The organism is Staphylococcus sp. GDY8P126P, from assembly GCF_017891965.1.
GTDB classification, from domain to species: domain Bacteria; phylum Bacillota; class Bacilli; order Staphylococcales; family Staphylococcaceae; genus Staphylococcus; species Staphylococcus saprophyticus.
In genome coordinates, this window is sequence record NZ_JAESKG010000002.1 from 523,621 (window position 1) to 540,602 (window position 16,982).

General features: G+C 35.1%; 18 protein-coding genes and 1 pseudogene. 5 read left to right on the plus strand and 14 right to left on the minus strand.

What is annotated here, in order from left to right; all coding sequences use genetic code 11:
* Positions 1 to 29: 29 nt before the first annotated feature.
* Positions 30 to 614, minus strand: a complete 585-nt coding sequence (gene isaB, locus KA893_RS05105; RefSeq protein WP_210125601.1) for an immunodominant staphylococcal antigen IsaB family protein — start codon at positions 612 to 614, stop codon at positions 30 to 32.
* A 487-nt stretch (positions 615 to 1,101) separates the two neighbouring features.
* Here isaB and KA893_RS05110 point away from each other — a divergent pair, with 487 nt between their 5' ends.
* The gene (locus KA893_RS05110; protein WP_129320754.1) at positions 1,102 to 2,484 is read left to right on the plus strand and encodes a GntP family permease; all 1,383 of its coding nucleotides are present in this window, start codon (positions 1,102 to 1,104) and stop codon (positions 2,482 to 2,484) included.
* A gap of 344 nt (positions 2,485 to 2,828) precedes the next feature.
* Here the strand turns inward: KA893_RS05110 and KA893_RS05115 are convergent, their stop codons facing one another.
* Positions 2,829 to 3,908, minus strand: coding sequence for an aldo/keto reductase (locus tag KA893_RS05115; protein WP_115343926.1), 1,080 nt, complete (start codon positions 3,906 to 3,908; stop codon positions 2,829 to 2,831).
* Positions 3,909 to 4,119: 211 nt separating this feature from the next.
* On the opposite strand from KA893_RS05115, the pseudogene KA893_RS05120 reads away from it, so the two are divergent.
* Positions 4,120 to 4,369: pseudogene (locus KA893_RS05120) on the plus strand (monooxygenase).
* A 75-nt stretch (positions 4,370 to 4,444) separates the two neighbouring features.
* Here the strand turns inward: KA893_RS05120 and KA893_RS05125 are convergent.
* Together KA893_RS05125 and KA893_RS05130 are read right to left on the minus strand one after the other, a co-directional pair.
* Positions 4,445 to 4,921, minus strand: a complete 477-nt coding sequence (locus KA893_RS05125) for a DUF1440 domain-containing protein (RefSeq protein WP_069825674.1) — start codon at positions 4,919 to 4,921, stop codon at positions 4,445 to 4,447.
* Between the two features lie 117 nt (positions 4,922 to 5,038).
* Positions 5,039 to 5,875, minus strand: coding sequence for a sialate O-acetylesterase (locus KA893_RS05130; protein WP_129320753.1), 837 nt, complete (start codon positions 5,873 to 5,875; stop codon positions 5,039 to 5,041).
* A 174-nt stretch (positions 5,876 to 6,049) separates the two neighbouring features.
* Between KA893_RS05130 and KA893_RS05135 the strand changes: the two genes are divergently transcribed.
* On the plus strand, positions 6,050 to 6,901 hold the full coding sequence (locus KA893_RS05135; RefSeq protein ID WP_194376004.1) for an NAD-dependent epimerase/dehydratase family protein: 852 nt from the start codon (positions 6,050 to 6,052) through the stop codon (positions 6,899 to 6,901).
* 110 nt (positions 6,902 to 7,011) lie between these two features.
* Here KA893_RS05135 and KA893_RS05140 read toward each other — a convergent pair whose 3' ends face one another.
* From KA893_RS05140 to KA893_RS05175, 8 genes are all read right to left on the minus strand, one after another.
* The gene (locus KA893_RS05140) at positions 7,012 to 7,812 is read right to left on the minus strand and encodes an ABC transporter permease (protein WP_115338673.1); all 801 of its coding nucleotides are present in this window, start codon (positions 7,810 to 7,812) and stop codon (positions 7,012 to 7,014) included.
* A 221-nt stretch (positions 7,813 to 8,033) separates the two neighbouring features.
* Positions 8,034 to 8,987: an ornithine cyclodeaminase family protein gene (locus KA893_RS05145; RefSeq protein ID WP_002484137.1), complete on the minus strand. Its 954-nt coding sequence runs from the start codon at positions 8,985 to 8,987 to the stop codon at positions 8,034 to 8,036.
* 18 nt (positions 8,988 to 9,005) lie between these two features.
* Complete coding sequence (locus KA893_RS05150) at positions 9,006 to 9,422, minus strand: hypothetical protein (protein WP_194375996.1); 417 nt, start codon at positions 9,420 to 9,422, stop codon at positions 9,006 to 9,008.
* Positions 9,423 to 9,525: 103 nt separating this feature from the next.
* Complete coding sequence (locus KA893_RS05155) at positions 9,526 to 10,302, minus strand: 3-hydroxybutyrate dehydrogenase (protein WP_194375997.1); 777 nt, start codon at positions 10,300 to 10,302, stop codon at positions 9,526 to 9,528.
* A gap of 9 nt (positions 10,303 to 10,311) precedes the next feature.
* Entirely contained in the window at positions 10,312 to 10,959 is a 648-nt protein-coding gene (locus KA893_RS05160) for a 3-oxoacid CoA-transferase subunit B (protein WP_115353092.1), read from the minus strand.
* Positions 10,952 to 11,656, minus strand: coding sequence for a CoA transferase subunit A (locus KA893_RS05165; RefSeq protein ID WP_069821703.1), 705 nt, complete (start codon positions 11,654 to 11,656; stop codon positions 10,952 to 10,954). The genes KA893_RS05160 and KA893_RS05165 overlap by 8 nt, the downstream gene beginning before the upstream one ends.
* Before the next feature lie 179 nt (positions 11,657 to 11,835).
* Positions 11,836 to 12,342: a GNAT family N-acetyltransferase gene (locus KA893_RS05170; RefSeq protein WP_002484147.1), complete on the minus strand. Its 507-nt coding sequence runs from the start codon at positions 12,340 to 12,342 to the stop codon at positions 11,836 to 11,838.
* A 30-nt stretch (positions 12,343 to 12,372) separates the two neighbouring features.
* The gene (locus KA893_RS05175; protein ID WP_047502344.1) at positions 12,373 to 12,939 is read right to left on the minus strand and encodes a GNAT family N-acetyltransferase; all 567 of its coding nucleotides are present in this window, start codon (positions 12,937 to 12,939) and stop codon (positions 12,373 to 12,375) included.
* A 271-nt stretch (positions 12,940 to 13,210) separates the two neighbouring features.
* Here KA893_RS05175 and KA893_RS05180 point away from each other — a divergent pair, with 271 nt between their 5' ends.
* Positions 13,211 to 13,663: a hypothetical protein gene (locus KA893_RS05180; protein WP_002484149.1), complete on the plus strand. Its 453-nt coding sequence runs from the start codon at positions 13,211 to 13,213 to the stop codon at positions 13,661 to 13,663.
* Between the two features lie 73 nt (positions 13,664 to 13,736).
* On the opposite strand, the gene KA893_RS05185 is transcribed toward KA893_RS05180, so the two are convergent.
* Entirely contained in the window at positions 13,737 to 14,225 is a 489-nt protein-coding gene (locus KA893_RS05185; protein ID WP_194375998.1) for a kinase, read from the minus strand.
* A 127-nt stretch (positions 14,226 to 14,352) separates the two neighbouring features.
* Positions 14,353 to 15,543 carry a glycine C-acetyltransferase gene (locus KA893_RS05190; RefSeq protein ID WP_075339834.1) on the minus strand — a complete coding sequence of 397 codons (1,191 nt, stop codon included), beginning with the start codon at positions 15,541 to 15,543 and terminating at the stop codon, positions 14,353 to 14,355.
* Between the two features lie 192 nt (positions 15,544 to 15,735).
* On the opposite strand from KA893_RS05190, the gene KA893_RS05195 reads away from it, so the two are divergent.
* A complete protein-coding gene (locus KA893_RS05195) occupies positions 15,736 to 16,929 on the plus strand; it encodes a M20 family metallopeptidase (RefSeq protein WP_210125607.1) in 1,194 nt (397 codons plus the stop codon).
* Positions 16,930 to 16,982: the final 53 nt, after the last annotated feature.

A 16,982-nucleotide genomic window follows, 5' to 3' on the forward strand; every position in this document is an offset into this window, starting at 1 on the left:
CAATCATTATAACCATTGTTTAGATGCTTTTACTGTCCAATTGTCACTTCCATTAATCTGTCATTTTGATCAAAGAATGCTATATAGAAACCATCATTCGTCGCATATTTGACATATGAACCATCTTTATTACCTAATTTACCTTCCTCGGTAATTTCATTAGATGCATGCGCTTTTTTGAATGTCGCTTTAGATACTGAATCTGGTTTCGTGAAGAAAGTGATTTGTACGACTTCGTTATCACTATTAAATTCTACTGTCGTATCATAAACTTTCTTATTATGGTCAAACTCTTTCTTAGCATCTGTATCTACTTTATAACCATCAATTGAAACGTTGTCATATTTTAATGCACGCACAAAGTTATAATCTTGTGTGAAGGACGGATCATAAGTCGTATAACCTTCATAGTTATACCAAGGTGTTTGTGCTTTTATATCTGCAGTACCTTGTGCACTTGCACCGCTTGCGCCACTTTCACCATGGCCCCATTTTTGTACTTGCTCTGCTGCTTGTGTATCCGTACTATTCGTTGAAATATAAGCTGCTGAAGATCCGACGACAAGTGTTGATACAACGACGGTTGCTGAAAGTAATTTTCCTACTTTACGCATAATAAATCACTCCTCATTTTTTGAATCCCTTTTGGCGAAACATGAGCAATACATAATGCATTCAAACACTAGTACATCAATTCATCCCTATTAGCAAGTTAACTTTCATATTACGAGAAAGAAACCCTAAGCAAAGTTACATTTACATATGATATAGACACATACAATGGATACGATTTCTATAAGAAAATAAATTAATTATTTCTAAATCACCCCTTAGTTTGTATTTCCCTATTGACAAAAGTGTAATAATTCACTTTAATCATACACCAAATATATATAATTGCAAGAATATATAAGATATTTAATCAACTCATTCACCTTTCCTATTATTATAATGAAAGCGGTTTATTGTCATTATGATTAATTTGTTTTAAAATGAATCTCATAGTCTGAATTAATTTTTTTAATAAATCATATTTATATATATTTTATCGATAAACACAAATCGCTCTATATCGATACTATACATAAAGCGGAGCTTCAAGTGACAACACAAGACTATCAACTATTGATTATTACAGTGATAAGTATTTTATTTCTCATCTTTTTAATCACTTCAAAATTAAAATTCCATCCACTACTTGCACTACTACTAACCGCAATCTTTGTCGGTTTCACTTCTGGATTAGACATTGATAGAATTGTTGAATCTATAGAAACTGGGGCTGGTTCAACACTCGGTGAAACGGGCGTAACCATCGCGTTAGGTGCCATGCTAGGTAAGATACTTTCTGATTCAGGTGCCAGCGACAAAATTGCATCTTCGATACTACACAATGCGTCTTACAAAAAATTACCATGGATGATGGCGTTAGCTGCGTTTATTATTGGGATTCCAATGTTTTTCGAAGTTGGTTTAATTATGCTACTGCCACTGATTTTTACAATTGCTAAAAAATTAGAAGATGAACATAAAATGAAAGAATCTGCCTATGTAGCTATCGGTGTGCCTGTTATTGCTGCATTAGCAACGATGCATGGTATGGTGCCACCACACCCTGGACCACTAATTTCAGTGAACCAGTTTGGTGCGAATATTGGGATAACTATGGTACTTGGTGTCATATGTGCAATTCCAACCATTATCATTGCTGGTCCACTTTACGGTAAATTTATTACACCACGATTATCTGTGAAGCCAAATCAAGATTTGTTAAATCAATATACGAATGACAACAACGAAAACACTCAAGCACCATCAACATTCATAGCCTTTTCTACTATATTAGTTCCAGTGATTATGATGTTATTACATGCCATTGCTGGTATCTTTTTTGGAGAAAAAACATTACAATACAAGATTTTCGAATTCTTCGGAAGCCCAATCATCGCTATGTTTGTGGGTGTCCTTTATGCCATTATCGTTCTCGGCTATTTAAAACATCGCGACACACAAAAAATTCGAGATGCTTTAGGTAGTAGTTTGAAACCTATCGCCGGTATCATGCTAATCATTGCGGGTGGTGGCGCATTCGGTCAAGTCCTTGAAGATTCTGGCGTAGGTACGGCAATCGTTCACCTTGCAGACAATTTCTCATTATCTGCATTATTAATGGGATGGGTCGTTGCTGCATTATTATCTATATCAACAGGTTCCGCAACCGTTGGTATTGTTGGCGCAACCAATTTACTTTACCCATTGATTCAAGCAGATCCAAGTATCAATAAAGAATTATTAACGATCGCTATTGGTTCTGGCTCTTTATTCTTTAACTACGTAAATCATGGTGGCTTCTGGTTAGTCAAAGAATCCTTTGGTATGTCTATGGGAGAAACATTTAAAACGATTACGATTGTACAATCCATTGTCGGTATTTGTGGTCTGATTATGGTACTACTCTTGAATGCTATTATTGGTTTGTTTTAACGCTAAAAGGAAATGGGACAGAAATCAAATTTTTTAATTGAGATTTCGAAGTCCCATCTATACAATCAAGGCAAGGATGACTAGGATTGAAAGTTTTCCTGAGCTGAAGCTCATGCATAAGTCTCACTAGCATTTTTATGCATAAGAACTACTCATTTTTCATAAATAGAAAAAGCAGTAAGACTTTACTTCTTCAGTTCAGTCATGTACTGCCTAAATGAAAAGGCGTCCGAGACATTCATTTTTGTCCCAGACGCTTAAGACTGTCGATAAAGTCTCAGGCTTTGTTGACAGTTTTTTCATACTTTACCTTCAATCGCTTTAAAAATGACAAATACTTCAAATTATAGCAACGTGTCTTTTCTTTCCATCAAACGATTATACCCTTCTAAATAAGCCTTTTCAGACTCTGAAGCTTTGTCATATGCATTCATCGCACGATGCCATAATGGATAAATCGGTTCTGGTGTAGTTAATTCCGTAATTGTCTTAATTTCATTGCTTGTCAGTTGTAAATTATAAGAAGCAATATTATCTTGCAACTGCGCTTTCGTTCTCGCAGCTAGTACTAGTGAATCAACATTAGGTCGATCTCTTAACCATGCCAATGTGACTTGAGCAACTGACACTTGATGTTGCGTTGCAATTTCTTGTAACGTATCTATCAAATCATAAAACAACGCTGTATCTTTGACGTATGGTTCTGCCCAACCGTCACCTTGTCTAGTACCCGGTTCACCAGCCTGTTGTCGGTTAATCTTTCCAGTTAAAAGCCCTTCACCTAACGGAGACCAAATACTGTTACCGACACCTAATTCCTTACCGGCTGGTAGTAACTCGTATTCCGCTTCTCTAGATTCAGGTGTGTAATATATTTGTTGCGCAATAGGTGGCGCCATATGATTTGCAACTGCCAAGGTGTGCGTCTTCGCTAAAGACCATCCGCTATAATTAGATACACCCCAATAACGAATCTTACCTTTTTGAATTAAATCATTCATCACTTGAATCGTCTCTTCTACAGGTGTCTGACCATCCCATAAATGTGTATAATACAAATCAATGTAGTCCGTGTTCAAGCGCTGTAAGGATTCATCTATAGAACGCTCAATATTTACACGCCCTGCACCACCATCGTTAGGATTATCCGTTAATTGAAATCCAGTCTTACTACTAATCACCATCTGATGTCGTTTATCTCTAATCGCTTTGCCTAATGCAATCTCGGAATCGCCTTTAGAATACAAATTCGCAGTATCAAACTGATTAATACCTTGATCCAAAGCATAATCAATCATATGATTGGTCATGTCTTGAGACATACCGCCTGCATTTTCAAATCCATTTGTACCTGTAAATGGAATACTGCCTAGTGCATATTTAGATACTGATAATCCTGAATTACCTAATTGTGTATAATCCATTATTTTCCTCCTCACATTTGCTTACTACACTTTATGTTCCCTTTTATTCGTGAATTAAATCCAAAGCCACTATCTCACAATGCTTGTTATCCCAATGAACATGGATAAGATTTATCCAACACTTTTCAATGTTTGTCGGTACCTTCCTTTTAAAATTGCGCGTATGATAGACCTATAAATATAAACATTGGAAGGTCCTTTTGGAGAAGCCATGGCACAACAATTTGAAGATTTAGCGAAGGCGATTAATGACGAACCAGGATTTTTGTGGAAAATTTGGACAGAAAATGAATCTGAACAAGAAGCTGGTGGTATTTACTTTTGATACTTACGACAATGCACAACAATATTTAAACATGCATCGTACTCGTTTAAACTCAATGGGTGTTTCAAAAGTCAATGCTAAATACTTTGATATTAACAAAGGCCTTACAACAATTACGAACGGACGCATCGATTGATTTCACAAATAATATCCCCCTTAAACATGCACGTAATCGTGTCTCATTAAGGGGGACGTTGTTTTATATTTTAAATTATTTTACTGATGTTCTCACCAAGTCAATTGTATACATCCATACCATATGACCTAGCAATTCGGAGAAATGTTCTTCGGGTGGCAGTTCGTCACGTTCTGGCGTAAGTTTAAGTTTCGGTAAGACAAATTCATGGAATAACACATGCACACCTATGCCAAACAAGCCACCTTTCCAAGCCGTAACAGATTCAGATTGCTCGCTTAATAACGCATACAGTGTCGCATTTGTAACAGAAAATCCATAATGGATACCCATCACCGCTAATGGCACTTCATTATCATTATATACATATGATGCATGCCGTATTTTATCTGGTACATTGAATACCTTCATCATTGTGACAGGCGGTGGTTCTTCATCTCGTTCAGGTGTACGTGGCGGTAGCAAGCCTTCCCAGCCCATTTTAACAGCACCAGCTAACAGTCCACCAATAACACCAGTGATTGCTACACGTTTGATTGAAATATTAGACATTTTCTTCACCTCACTAGATTATTATCCACTACTCTATTTACCCTAAACGGAAATAAGTTAGTGATTTTAATCTGTGAAGCCTTAGAATTAGATCATTTCCCAGGGAATGCATTATGATTAAAGTTTACCCATGCCCTCAATAAATGCTTCATATGTGATTTCATTCTTTGAAAACTTCGAAACAAGCATATACATTTTTTCATTTTTTGTATATTGCGTTTTATAGAGTATAGTCTCTGCCTCTTTTTCTTCCGGTAATGGCTGATTGATGTGTGTTTGTCTTGAGAAAGCGGCAAAATAACGCATGCCCAATAAGCGTTGTGAGTTTGCATTGATATGAATAGCATCTGGATTAGCCGTAATATCTTGTGCCGTGACGTAATAACAATTGGTTGTTAATTGCGTAACACGTTTGAGTGCCTCATTGATTTGTGCATATTCTACTGCACTTTGACCAAATGCTGCTTTGCCTAAAAAGTCAGGTAATAATCCGACAATAAATGGTACTTCAGGAATATTTAACTGTTCTCTAAAATAATTGATTAACGTTTCCAATTTCTTGTCATAGTCTTTGTAGCGTTGATTTAAGCTGTCACTCTCACCTTGATGCCATAATATCCCAATTATTTCACTCGTTTCTTGAGCAAATGTCGCCTCTGCAAGTGCGTGTCGTGTCAGTATTTGATTCGGCGCCCAATCATCAATCGTTGTACCACCGTCAGCGCACGGAATTAAACCAATCGTTTCATTTGGGTGTTTATCCAACCACAATTTTGCAAAAGAAGCAGCCGGACCAATGCCAGCGACTGAGCGATCACTGTGAATCGGCTCCTCCATCATCTGCCACTTACCATTTCTTAACATCATCATCCGTTCATCAATGATGGGCGGTATTTCATCTATAAATCCACGTCCCGCCATATTTGATTGACCTACCAGTAGAATTGATTTCATATATAACTTCCTTATATCGATATTTATTTAATATAAGTATCATACTATATCCTTAAATTCGTTGAAAATATAATTACTCTATGAAAACTCCTATGAATGTTCACATTTATTACGTTTGATATATACCTAAAACGGAAAATAATTATAGAAAGCAAAAAATTGGAGGACTTTACTATCACAAAAGTATTCGTAACTGGTGCCACTGGATTAATTGGCACTAAATTAACACAAAGATTATTACAAGAAGGTTATGAGGTCGCTGGCTTTACAACTTCGCAACGAGGTAAAGCGAAACTTGTAGATGCAGGCGTCGAAGCTTACATTGGAGATATTTTAAAATATGATACTGTCGAAGCTGCAATTTCAGATTATAAACCAGACATTATCATGAATGAAATTACAGATTTAAAAAATGTAGACATGTCCGCAAATACAAAAGTAAGAATTGAAGGTACGAAAAACCTTGTTGAAGCAGCGTTAAAAAACAATGTAAAACAAATGCAATCCCAAAGTATTGCCTTTACTTATGAAGGTGGCGATACTCTAGCTACAGAGGAAACACCACTGGATACTCAATCAACTGGCGACCGTAAGATTACAGTGGACGGTGTAGAAGGTTTAGAAAATGAAACTGCACGAATCGAAAATAGTGTTGTGCTTCGTTATGGCTTACTTTATGGACCAGGCACATGGTATGGCAAAGATGGTATGATTTATAACTCATTTAAAGAAGATACTGTCACAATGACAGATGGCGTTCAATCATTTATCCATATCGATGATGCTGTTGAAGTAGCAATTCAGGCACTTAACTTTGAATCAGGTATCTATAATGTAGCGGATGATGAACCAGTTAAAGGTGACGTTTGGGCAGCATGGTACGCTGACTTATTAAACGTTAATCCACAACTCAATATCCAACCAGCTGAAACTCATGAAAGAGGTGCTTCGAACGCTAAATTCCGTGCTCAAGGCGGTAAACTAATCTATCCTTCTTGGAAACAAGGCATGGCTCCAATTAAATAAAGATAGTAACAATTAAGTTTTGATGATGAATCCCCCCTAAAGTTGAATGTTAATTTCAACTTTAGGGGGGATTTAAGATTTTATCATCCATTTCATTATTACTTTTTTAATCACATAAAATCAGCAAATCTATCTCTAAAATGCATATGTATGATTGAACCCAATATATAAAGCAAAATAACAAGCACAATATTATATATTGTTAAATGCCAGTGGGTAATAAAATACCATTCATGATGTAATATTGCTGCTCTATATCCTTCTGCTAGAAAATAAATGGGATTTAATTTCATAACGAACATCACTATGTCGTTATTAGGTAAATATAATATCGAAGAAACAAAGAAAACCATTCTCATTAAAGCTTGTAAAATTAAATGGATGTCTCTAACTAATATACTTAATGTGGATGCTACTAATGCAATAGCATTTGTTAAAATAAGTGCATAAACTAAGTATAGAAGTAATTGTAACGTATATATAGAGGGATGATATCCTCCAATAAAACAAATAATCATAACAATGATTAATAAAAATAGATGCCCATAAAATTTACTGAAAACGACATAACTTGGAATTATCGAAAGTGGAAAATTCATTTTAGCTACTTGATTAAACTTTGATATGATAGATTTACTACCTTCTAAGACACCTTCGTTTATAAAAAACCACATACTAATACCAACAATTAGCCAGTAAATAAATGGAACACCTTCCATCATCTTATTACTTCTAAGTGCCAAACCAAAGATAAACCAAAAAACCGCAATTTGCATAATCGGATTAATTAATTCCCATACCATGCCTAGATAATTGTTCTTATTAGAAATTCTTAACTGAAATTCAGCTAATCTTCTTATTAAGTATAAATTAGTCAATTGTTCTTTCATTACAAAATACGTTGATTTCATAAAAATCCAACCACTCTTTCAAGAGATATGCCAATAATATCTACAAAATAAATGCTATAAATAAAGATAGAAGCAACTTTTAATAGGTTACAACATTAAAGATTTAAAAACAATATATTGAAAGTACAAAAAAAGACAAGACACCTGTAAAATACAAATATCTTGTCATAGTTATTGAGCTTAATTGAATTTTTAAGACTGTCTCTCTAATATAGCTGTATTTATTGTTTTACTGCTTTTTGATAAAAGTAATTCGCCACAACGATATCTACAATTGCGACACCAACGGATTTGAAAATGGTTATTTCTTCATCAGACAACCGTCCTGCTAATTTCCCGGCAACGATATGTCCTAATTCACCATGTAATCCATCTTTAGCAAACACACCTTCATTAACTGGATTGATTAAATCACCTGTTTCAGCCATAGCCGCTTCATGAGCCTCCACTACGACTTTATCTGCCTCTGCAATAGCTTGAGATGGCAGTTCTTGCATATCAGGTTTAAAAGAACCAACTGCATTAACATGTACCCCTGGTGATAAATGTTTCTGAAATACTGGTGTTGTCGCATTCGTTGCAGTCACAATTATATCTGCATCAGTCATTGCTGATTCAACATCTTCATATACATATAACTCTAAATCACGATGTTGATGCTCGACATCTTTTGAAAATTTAAGTGCTTTGTCATAAGTACGATTATAAAATTGAATACGTTCAATATCTCTAACAGCAAGTACCGCTTCTATCAGTCCTTCTGCTTGATCACCCGTTCCAATTACACATAGCGTCTTAGCTTGTTCACGTGCTAAATATTTTGTAGCAACACCCGAGATTGCACCTGTACGTATTTTTGTTAAGTAAGAACCTTCTAACACTGCCAACGTTTCACCTGTTTCATAGTCTGAAAGTGTTACAGAACCAACAATGGTAGGCTTACCTATTTTTGAATTATTTGGAGCCACGGTGACCGTCTTAACACCAGCTACTTTCAGCGTATCAGAAAGTGCAGGCATGACCAGATACCGATTGGCTTCATTGAATGGTAAAGAATACCGCAATGGTGTATCTGTTTCACCTTCAGAATATGCTTTAAGTGAGTCTGCCACCACTTCCACGATTTCTTCCATATTTAATAATTGTGCTTGTTCTTGTGCATCTATATAACGCATAAGCCACCCCTATTCACCTTAATCGTCTTCATGATTTATAATTTCTGTTTTCTTTTCCAACTTAGATATCATTACTAAAAATAAAACAAAAATGATTACTATGACTAACAAATATTTCCACATGGTTTGACCATCCAAATATATATAAACAAAAAATAGTGTTGTTAAAAATCCATAAAATATCATATTTCTAACAAATAGTAGCCAGTAATCTACTTTAATACTAAACCACGTTTTTATATTTGGGTCTTCCGTTTTAATGCTGTACCTCGTGGTGATGACGCCTCTAATAATCGCATATATCAATACTAAAATCATAATCGCTGTCATTATTTTTGTATATAACGGGTCATCCAAAAAATCTGAAAGTATCGTTAGCCCTAAACTAGTTACGATAGGCAACCAATCTTCATTTTTGGCGTTAGTGTTTTTCATTAGCAATCACCTTCAATTTGTCTATATTCCGTTAATTTCAACGTAACATATTTTCATTGAAAATGAATTAGAAATTAAAATTTAAATGCACAATATATTTAAACTACTGAACTGTGTAACCACCATCTATCAAAATCGCTTGTCCCGTGACACTTTTCGCACTATCGCTACACAAGAATAAAGCATAATCAGCTATATCTTTAATATCTAACAAGCGTTTTTGAGGAATTAAAGGATATAAAACGTCTTCAAGTACTTGTTCTACTGCCACACCACGTTCTTTAGCTAAATCATCCATTTGATTACGCACTAACGGTGTATCAATATAACCTGGACAGATAGCATTCACTGTAATACCTTCTGTAGCGGTCTCTAATGCGGTTACTTTTGTTAAACCAATAATCCCGTGTTTCGCACTATTATAAGCCGCCTTACCAGCAAAGCCAATTACACCATTAATTGATGCCATATTTAAAATACGTCCTGATTGTTGTTGTTTCATAATAGGTAACACATATTTTGTTCCTATAAAACTACCCGTCAACATAATATCAATCATCTGTCTGAACTTTTCTGTTGGGAATGATTCGATACTTTCAACATGCTGTAACCCTGCATTATTAAATAAAATATCTAAGCGTCCATATTGTTCAACTGTTTGATCGATCATAGCTTTGACAGCTTGTTCATCTGTGACATTCACTTTTATTGGCATACAGTCATATCCCTGGGATTTCAATGCATCTGTTTCTTGAATTAATTTATCTTCATTCAAATCAGCAAGCACCACTTTGGCACCATTTTCTAAAAATACTTTTGCTATCGCTAGCCCAATACCACTCGCTGCGCCTGTAATAATTGTTACTTTATCTTTTACCAATTACGCCACCTACTTTAAATGATTTTCGAAATGTGCATCCGTATGTGCTTTAACGTCTTCTAAAGTTGTGTCAGATTGTAATTCAACGAGTTTCATGACACCCGCTTCAAATTGAAAAACAGCTAAATCTGTAATCAACGTATTGACTACACTAGCACCTGTTAACGGTAATTCACATTGTGATTTTATTTTGGAATCACCATGTTTATTCATATGATCCATAATGACAACTACTTTTTGTGCTCCGACTACTAAATCCATCGCGCCGCCCATACCTTTAACAAGTTTGCTTGGGATCATATAATTCGCTAAGTCCCCTGTTTCTGAGACTTCCATGCCACCAAGTATGGCTAAATCGATATGTCCGCCTCGAATCATCGCAAATGATTCTGCATTGTCAAAGTAAGACGCCCCTTTAGCAGCTGTTACAGTTTCTTTACCCGCATTGATTAAGTCTGGATCCACTTCATTTTCAGTCGGATATGGTCCGATACCAAGTAAGCCATTTTCAGATTGAAAGTACACATTTTCAACATGATCGTTCATTTCATTCGCAACCAATGTAGGCATACCAATACCTAGATTAATTACCATATCACTTTTAATTTCTTTAGCAGCACGTTGGATAATTTTCTGGCGTTGTACTTTTTTATCCATGATTGGCCTCCTTCACTGTACGCTTTTCAATACGCTTCTCAAAATGTTCGCCGACATAGATGAAATCTACATAAACACCTGACATATGAATGGCATCCGGATCAATTTGTCCTACCTCTACAAGTTCTTCTACTTCAACGACCGTTGTTTTAGCTGCCATCGCACATAATGGATTGAAGTTCCGTGCTGTTTTTTCAAACACTAAATTCCCGAATGTATCTGCTTTTTGTGCTTTGACAATACCAAAGTCACCTGTCAGTGTACGTTCCATTAAATAAGTTTCTCCATCAAATTCACGCGTTTCTTTACCTTCAGCAATGGGTGTACCGACACCTGTTTTTGTATAAAAAGCCGGTATTCCCGCGCCTCCAGAACGTAACTTTTCAGCTAGTGTGCCTTGCGGTGTCAATTCAACATCCAATTCACCATTAATCAGTTGTTGTTCAAATATTTTATTCTCGCCTACATAGGAACTAATCATTTTATCTATTTGCTTATATTCTAATAAACGGCCTAAGCCGAAGTCATCTACGCCGCAGTTGTTACTCACAACAGTTAAGCCTTTTGTACCTTTTGTACGAATTGCTTCGATACTATGCTCAGGAATCCCACATAACCCAAAGCCCCCAGCAAGTACTGTCATTCCATCTTCCAATCCTTCAAAAGCTGTATGTATATCTTTTATTACTTTCGACATTAATAAACCTCATTTCTAACATTTGTTTTTAATACCTAGTACTAATTATACTTGAAAATTATAATGAAGTCCTTTATTTATGTTTGCGGTTTTATAGTAGACTCATCATTTATAAATTTTGAAACATTTAAATAAAAAAAGAGGCGATAATCTTTTAAGATTATCAACCTCTCGTTTAATTACGCTATTTCAATTTGGAAACGGCGGACAACTGTGCCATCTTCCAGTGTCGATGATTCAATTTCTTCGCCACCGTTATGCTTAATGACTGCTACAGACGCTTCATTATCTTCCGTACATGTCACTAATGCTTCTCGAACACCGATTCTTGATAGGTAATCCAATGATTTTTTCAGGATTTTATTACCAAACCCTTTACCACGATGTTTCTTACGGATACCGTAGCCAACATGGCCGCCTATTTTTTTAAGCTGTTCATTTAAATTGTGACGAATGTTCGCCGCACCGATAATTTCATCATCCTCTATTAAGAATAATGTGGTATTATCCACTGATTCATCATGTGACTTATTATCAGCTAATTCATGTACTAACTCTTCAAAATTACTATATTTTGTAATATTTGTAATTGTAGGGACAATTTTTTCATCATGATCAATCCACTCTCTCATATAATCACAATACATTAATTCGTCACCCATTGTTAACTCTCTAAATTCAACCATGTTGACACTCCTTCCTTTCTCGACCTACGTTTATAAATGATTATCATGTGTGTTGATATAATACACATAATGATCTGTCCATTGTTCATTTTCAAAAATAAAACCTTTGCGCACACATTCGAATTGAAAGCCTAACTTTTCAATCAATTGGATAGATGGATTATTATCCAAATTAATATGTGCTTCAATTCTATGAAAATGTAATGTGTCTCGTGTTTGTTTTACTAATTCAGTTAAAGCTTCGTAAGCAAATCCTTGATGCCAATATTGATTATGAATAAAGTAGCCAATTTCTGCCCATTGGAATTGATCTCTACTTAAGTTCTTAATATTGAGCATACCTATATGTTGATGTGCTTTATCAAAAATACCAAATATATATAAATCATCCGCTTCAATCGCTTGTTGCTGTCTAGTCACCATTGCCGCGAACCAAGGTTCTGTAGCATCTGACATATCTACTTGACCTTTGTCATGCCTATATTGTGATGGCTTTCTATTTACAAACCCACTTAACCATGATTCGTAATCATTTTCTTCCAACGGTCTAATGATAAGACGTTGTGTAGTGAAATGCAACCCCAAATTTTTATGCATTTAAAATCCCCTTATCATGTTCACTCTGCACACTTTATCTATTACATAATGAATAGCTTTGTGTTTTATTGTTATCACAACATCACTGATGTATGCAATAACATGCTTATACCTATTTAATACCTTTTTATGATGCTTTAAAACTTTATTTAACGGGTATACATATAAATGTAAGCGTTACTAATAAAATACGAGTATATTATACAATACCAACTATTAAATAAATCAAATATAAGCCAACAGAGATTTTGTATCTTAGGAGGTGTTTTTTATGAATAACAATAATACTTCAAAAATTTTCTTTACCTTTTTCGGTATCTTATCATGGTTATCCACCGTCATTCTATTTATTTTACCGACGCTATCACCTTATCAAGACTATATTAAAACACAAGGTGGTATGTCGACCGGTTGGGTTGTGGTGTTACTCGCATTTATTACACTATTTTATATCGCCATCTTGATTATGGATATTTATAGTCCCTTAACGACACAAGTCATACAATTTGTATTGTTAACTGTCGTAATCGTTTGTGCCATACCGTCCATTACTGCTTTTGTGCTTGCATCATTTGTCGTAGATATAAGTATTATTGAAATCTTTATACCTATTGTACTTATTATTTTAGCAAGTATGTTACACATCTTATGGTTTGCTATACCATTTATGCAAAATAAAGAAAATCGTGAAGCTGCGCAAAAGTCTAAAAATCCTTTCAAATAATAATAACTACTAGTCTGTGAATATGTATTGATACCGTATCACAGGCTAGTTTAATTATGTTCAAATTTTTATATTAAATGATATCTTCTAGAATCTTCCTTATTATTTCATTTTCAGACATTTCTTGGTATAGATACGTTTCTTGGTTTACCTTTAATATGTCATTTTCAACAAACCAACGCATCATTGCTTCTTCACCAAAATCTGTTTCATCTTTCAAATGGTGTCTTCTTACTGTTTCATGAAATGGTAGTTTGAAATAATAAGCGTATGCGTCTACGTTAATTTGATTCATTAAGCGCTCAATCATTGAACCGTATTTAGCACTATTTAAAATACCTTCTAAAATAACATAATCGCAATGTGCGATGCCATAATTCACAATGTCTTCTATAAGTTGAATGGCTAAATTATTAGGTGGGTCAGGTACATTCAACATATTGCGACGTATGTCATCTTGCCCTACTAACATCACACCTGTGCCTAATGTATGTTGCAATTTCTGTGCGATCGTCGTCTTTCCACTGCCAGAGTTACCTCTAATGATGATTAACTTTGTCATATTTATCACACTCCATACAATAATGTGTTGTCATTATATAGTAAAAACGCTTGAAGACATATCATCTCCAAACGTTTTAAACTTAATTTTGTACTATATTCACTCTGCTATACATGAACGGTTATATTTATTTAATTGTACCTAGTTCTTTACCAACTTTTTCAAATGCTGCTAATGCTTGATCTAACATTTCTTTCGTATGTGCAGCTGTAGGCATATTACGCACTCGACCTGTACCTTTAGGAACAGTTGGGAATACGATGGATTTTACATATACGCCTTCTTCTTTCAAACGACGACTAAAGGCTTGTGTTTCTTTTTCATCACCAATAATAACAGGTGTGATTGGAGATTCTGAATTACCTATATCAAAGCCTAATTTTTTCAAACCATCTTTAAGATAATTGCCATTTTCCCAAAGTTTATCATGTAATTCTGTAGAAGCCATTAGTTTTTTAACTGCTTCTGTGATGGCTTTCGTATCTCCAGGTGCTAAAGAAGTTGAGAATAAGAAAGGTCTTGATTGTGCTTTTAACCAGTCGATTAATGATTGCGTACCTGCTACATAACCGCCAACGACACCAATCGCTTTTGATAATGTACCAATTTGGAAATCAATCTTGTCTTGTAAGCCAAAATGTTTAACCGTACCAGCACCTTTACCCATGACACCAGAACCATGTGCATCATCAACATATGTGATTAAGCCAAATTCTTCAGCAATTTCTACGATTTCTGGTAGTTTAGCAACATCACCATCCATACTGAAAACACCATCAGTAATGTACATTACTTTATTGTATTGTTCTGATTCAACGGCTTCTTTTGCTTTAGCGCGTAAATCTTCCATATCTGAATGGTTTACACGAATAATCTTCGCTTTAGATAAACGACAACCATCAATAATAGATGCATGATTTAATTCGTCAGAAAGAATTGCATCATTTTTATTCATAACTGCTGAAATGGCAGCCATATTACAGTTGAATCCAGATTGATATGCAATTGCTGCTTCAGTACCTTTAAATTCAGCAAGTGTTTTCTCTAATTCATCATGTACATCTAACGTCCCATTGATTGAACGCACAGCACCGGCACCTACACCATGTGTATCAATTGCATCTTTTGCTGCTTGTTTCAAATCTTCGTTTGTTGCTAGTCCTAAATAATTGTTTGAAGATAAGTTAACATAATTTTTCCCATTGATAGTAATTTCAGGTCCGTTGGCGCCTTCAATTGTATCTATCTCATTATATAAACCATTATCTTTTAAATATTGAATATTTTCATCTAAAAAGCCATGTAGTGATTGAACCACTGCAAGTCCCCCTTTGAGTTATCTTAGTTTTCAAGTTAATCATAACCTATTTTTTAAATTGTGGAAAGTAGAATAATGATATATTAGAAAGCGTTTTCTACAATTTAATAGCTTTGTTAATTATTTGTACCTACAGTTGCTACACGTAAAATGATATAATGGATGAAAATGCTGAAGGAAGAAGGGTTGAAGTTGTTTGATTGGTTTCAACTAGCACAACAAAAAGAAAGTAGGATGGTGCAAGTACGTCGTTATCTACACCAATATCCTGAATTATCATTTGAAGAACATCACACACATGACTTTATCATGAATCAATTAAGTCAATTATCTTGCGAGATACGTACACCAGTTGGTAGAAATGGTATTGTTGCAACATTCAAAGGACAGGGTGATGGCCCTACAGTTGCCTTACGTGCCGACTTCGATGCCTTACCAATAGATGAATTAACAGACGTATCATATAAATCTAAAAATCCAGGTGCCATGCATGCATGTGGCCATGACGGTCATACAGCAATCTTACTTGGTGTGGCAGAAATTATTGAGAATCATTTATCCTCACTAAATGGCGATGTTGTATTAATCTTTCAATATGGTGAAGAAATTATGCCAGGCGGCTCACAAGAAATGATTGATGATGGTTGTCTCAGCAACGTAGACAAAATTTATGGTAATCATTTATGGACAGGTTATCCAACAGGTATGATTTATTCACGTCCTGGTGCTATGATGGCATCTCCCGATGAATTTAATATCACCATTCAAGGTAAAGGCGGCCATGGTGCTAAACCTCATGAAACGATTGATCCAGTAGTTATTATGGCAGAATTCATTATGAGTGCTCAGAAGATTGTCTCACGAACAATTGATCCAGTTAAACAAGCTGTAATAAGCTTTGGTATGGTTCAAGCAGGTTCAGCCGACAATATTATTCCTGACTCTGCTTTCTGTAAAGGCACCGTTCGTACCTTTGATACAGAAGTCCAAAGTCATATTATCACTAAAATGGACAAATTATTGCAAGGTCTTGCTCTAGCAAATGATATTACTTATATATTGGATTATGTTAAAGGCTACCTACCTGTACACAATCATCCAAATAATTATGAAATTGTTAAACAAGCTGCAAATGAGATGAATTTACGTTTCTATGAATCTGAGTTAATGATGATTGGTGAAGATTTCTCACACTATTTAAAAGTTCGCCCTGGCGCATTCTTTTTAACTGGTTGTGGTAATCCAGAAAAAGAGACTACACACCCACATCATAGCCCGAACTTCAATATTGATGAAAAGGCAATGAAATATGCAGCATGCGAATTTCTAAAAATCCTTGAACTCGAAAACGTAAACCTTACTAGCCTTAGTCATTGCATGACTTAGGTGCTTTTATGCATGAGCTTTAGCTCAAGTAAACCTTACTAGCCTTAGTCATT

Excerpts from the sequence above, each read along its gene's own strand:
- KA893_RS05115 (WP_115343926.1), bottom strand. The coding sequence starts at position 3,908 with ATGGATTATACACAATTAGGTAATTCAGGATTATCAGTATCTAAATAT.
- KA893_RS05165 (WP_069821703.1), bottom strand. The coding sequence starts at position 11,656 with ATGTCGAAAGTAATAAAAGATATACATACAGCTTTTGAAGGATTGGAA.
- KA893_RS05175 (WP_047502344.1), bottom strand. The coding sequence starts at position 12,939 with ATGCATAAAAATTTGGGGTTGCATTTCACTACACAACGTCTTATCATT.
- KA893_RS05145 (WP_002484137.1), bottom strand. The coding sequence starts at position 8,987 with ATGCGTTATATAGATGCACAAGAACAAGCACAATTATTAAATATGGAA.
- isaB (WP_210125601.1), bottom strand. The coding sequence starts at position 614 with ATGCGTAAAGTAGGAAAATTACTTTCAGCAACCGTCGTTGTATCAACA.
- KA893_RS05170 (WP_002484147.1), bottom strand. The coding sequence starts at position 12,342 with ATGGTTGAATTTAGAGAGTTAACAATGGGTGACGAATTAATGTATTGT.
- KA893_RS05140 (WP_115338673.1), bottom strand. The coding sequence starts at position 7,812 with ATGAAATCAACGTATTTTGTAATGAAAGAACAATTGACTAATTTATAC.
- KA893_RS05150 (WP_194375996.1), bottom strand. The coding sequence starts at position 9,422 with ATGAAAAACACTAACGCCAAAAATGAAGATTGGTTGCCTATCGTAACT.
- KA893_RS05125 (WP_069825674.1), bottom strand. The coding sequence starts at position 4,921 with ATGTCTAATATTTCAATCAAACGTGTAGCAATCACTGGTGTTATTGGT.
- KA893_RS05185 (WP_194375998.1), bottom strand. The coding sequence starts at position 14,225 with ATGACAAAGTTAATCATCATTAGAGGTAACTCTGGCAGTGGAAAGACG.
- KA893_RS05160 (WP_115353092.1), bottom strand. The coding sequence starts at position 10,959 with ATGGATAAAAAAGTACAACGCCAGAAAATTATCCAACGTGCTGCTAAA.
- KA893_RS05130 (WP_129320753.1), bottom strand. The coding sequence starts at position 5,875 with ATGAAATCAATTCTACTGGTAGGTCAATCAAATATGGCGGGACGTGGA.
- KA893_RS05180 (WP_002484149.1), top strand. The coding sequence starts at position 13,211 with ATGAATAACAATAATACTTCAAAAATTTTCTTTACCTTTTTCGGTATC.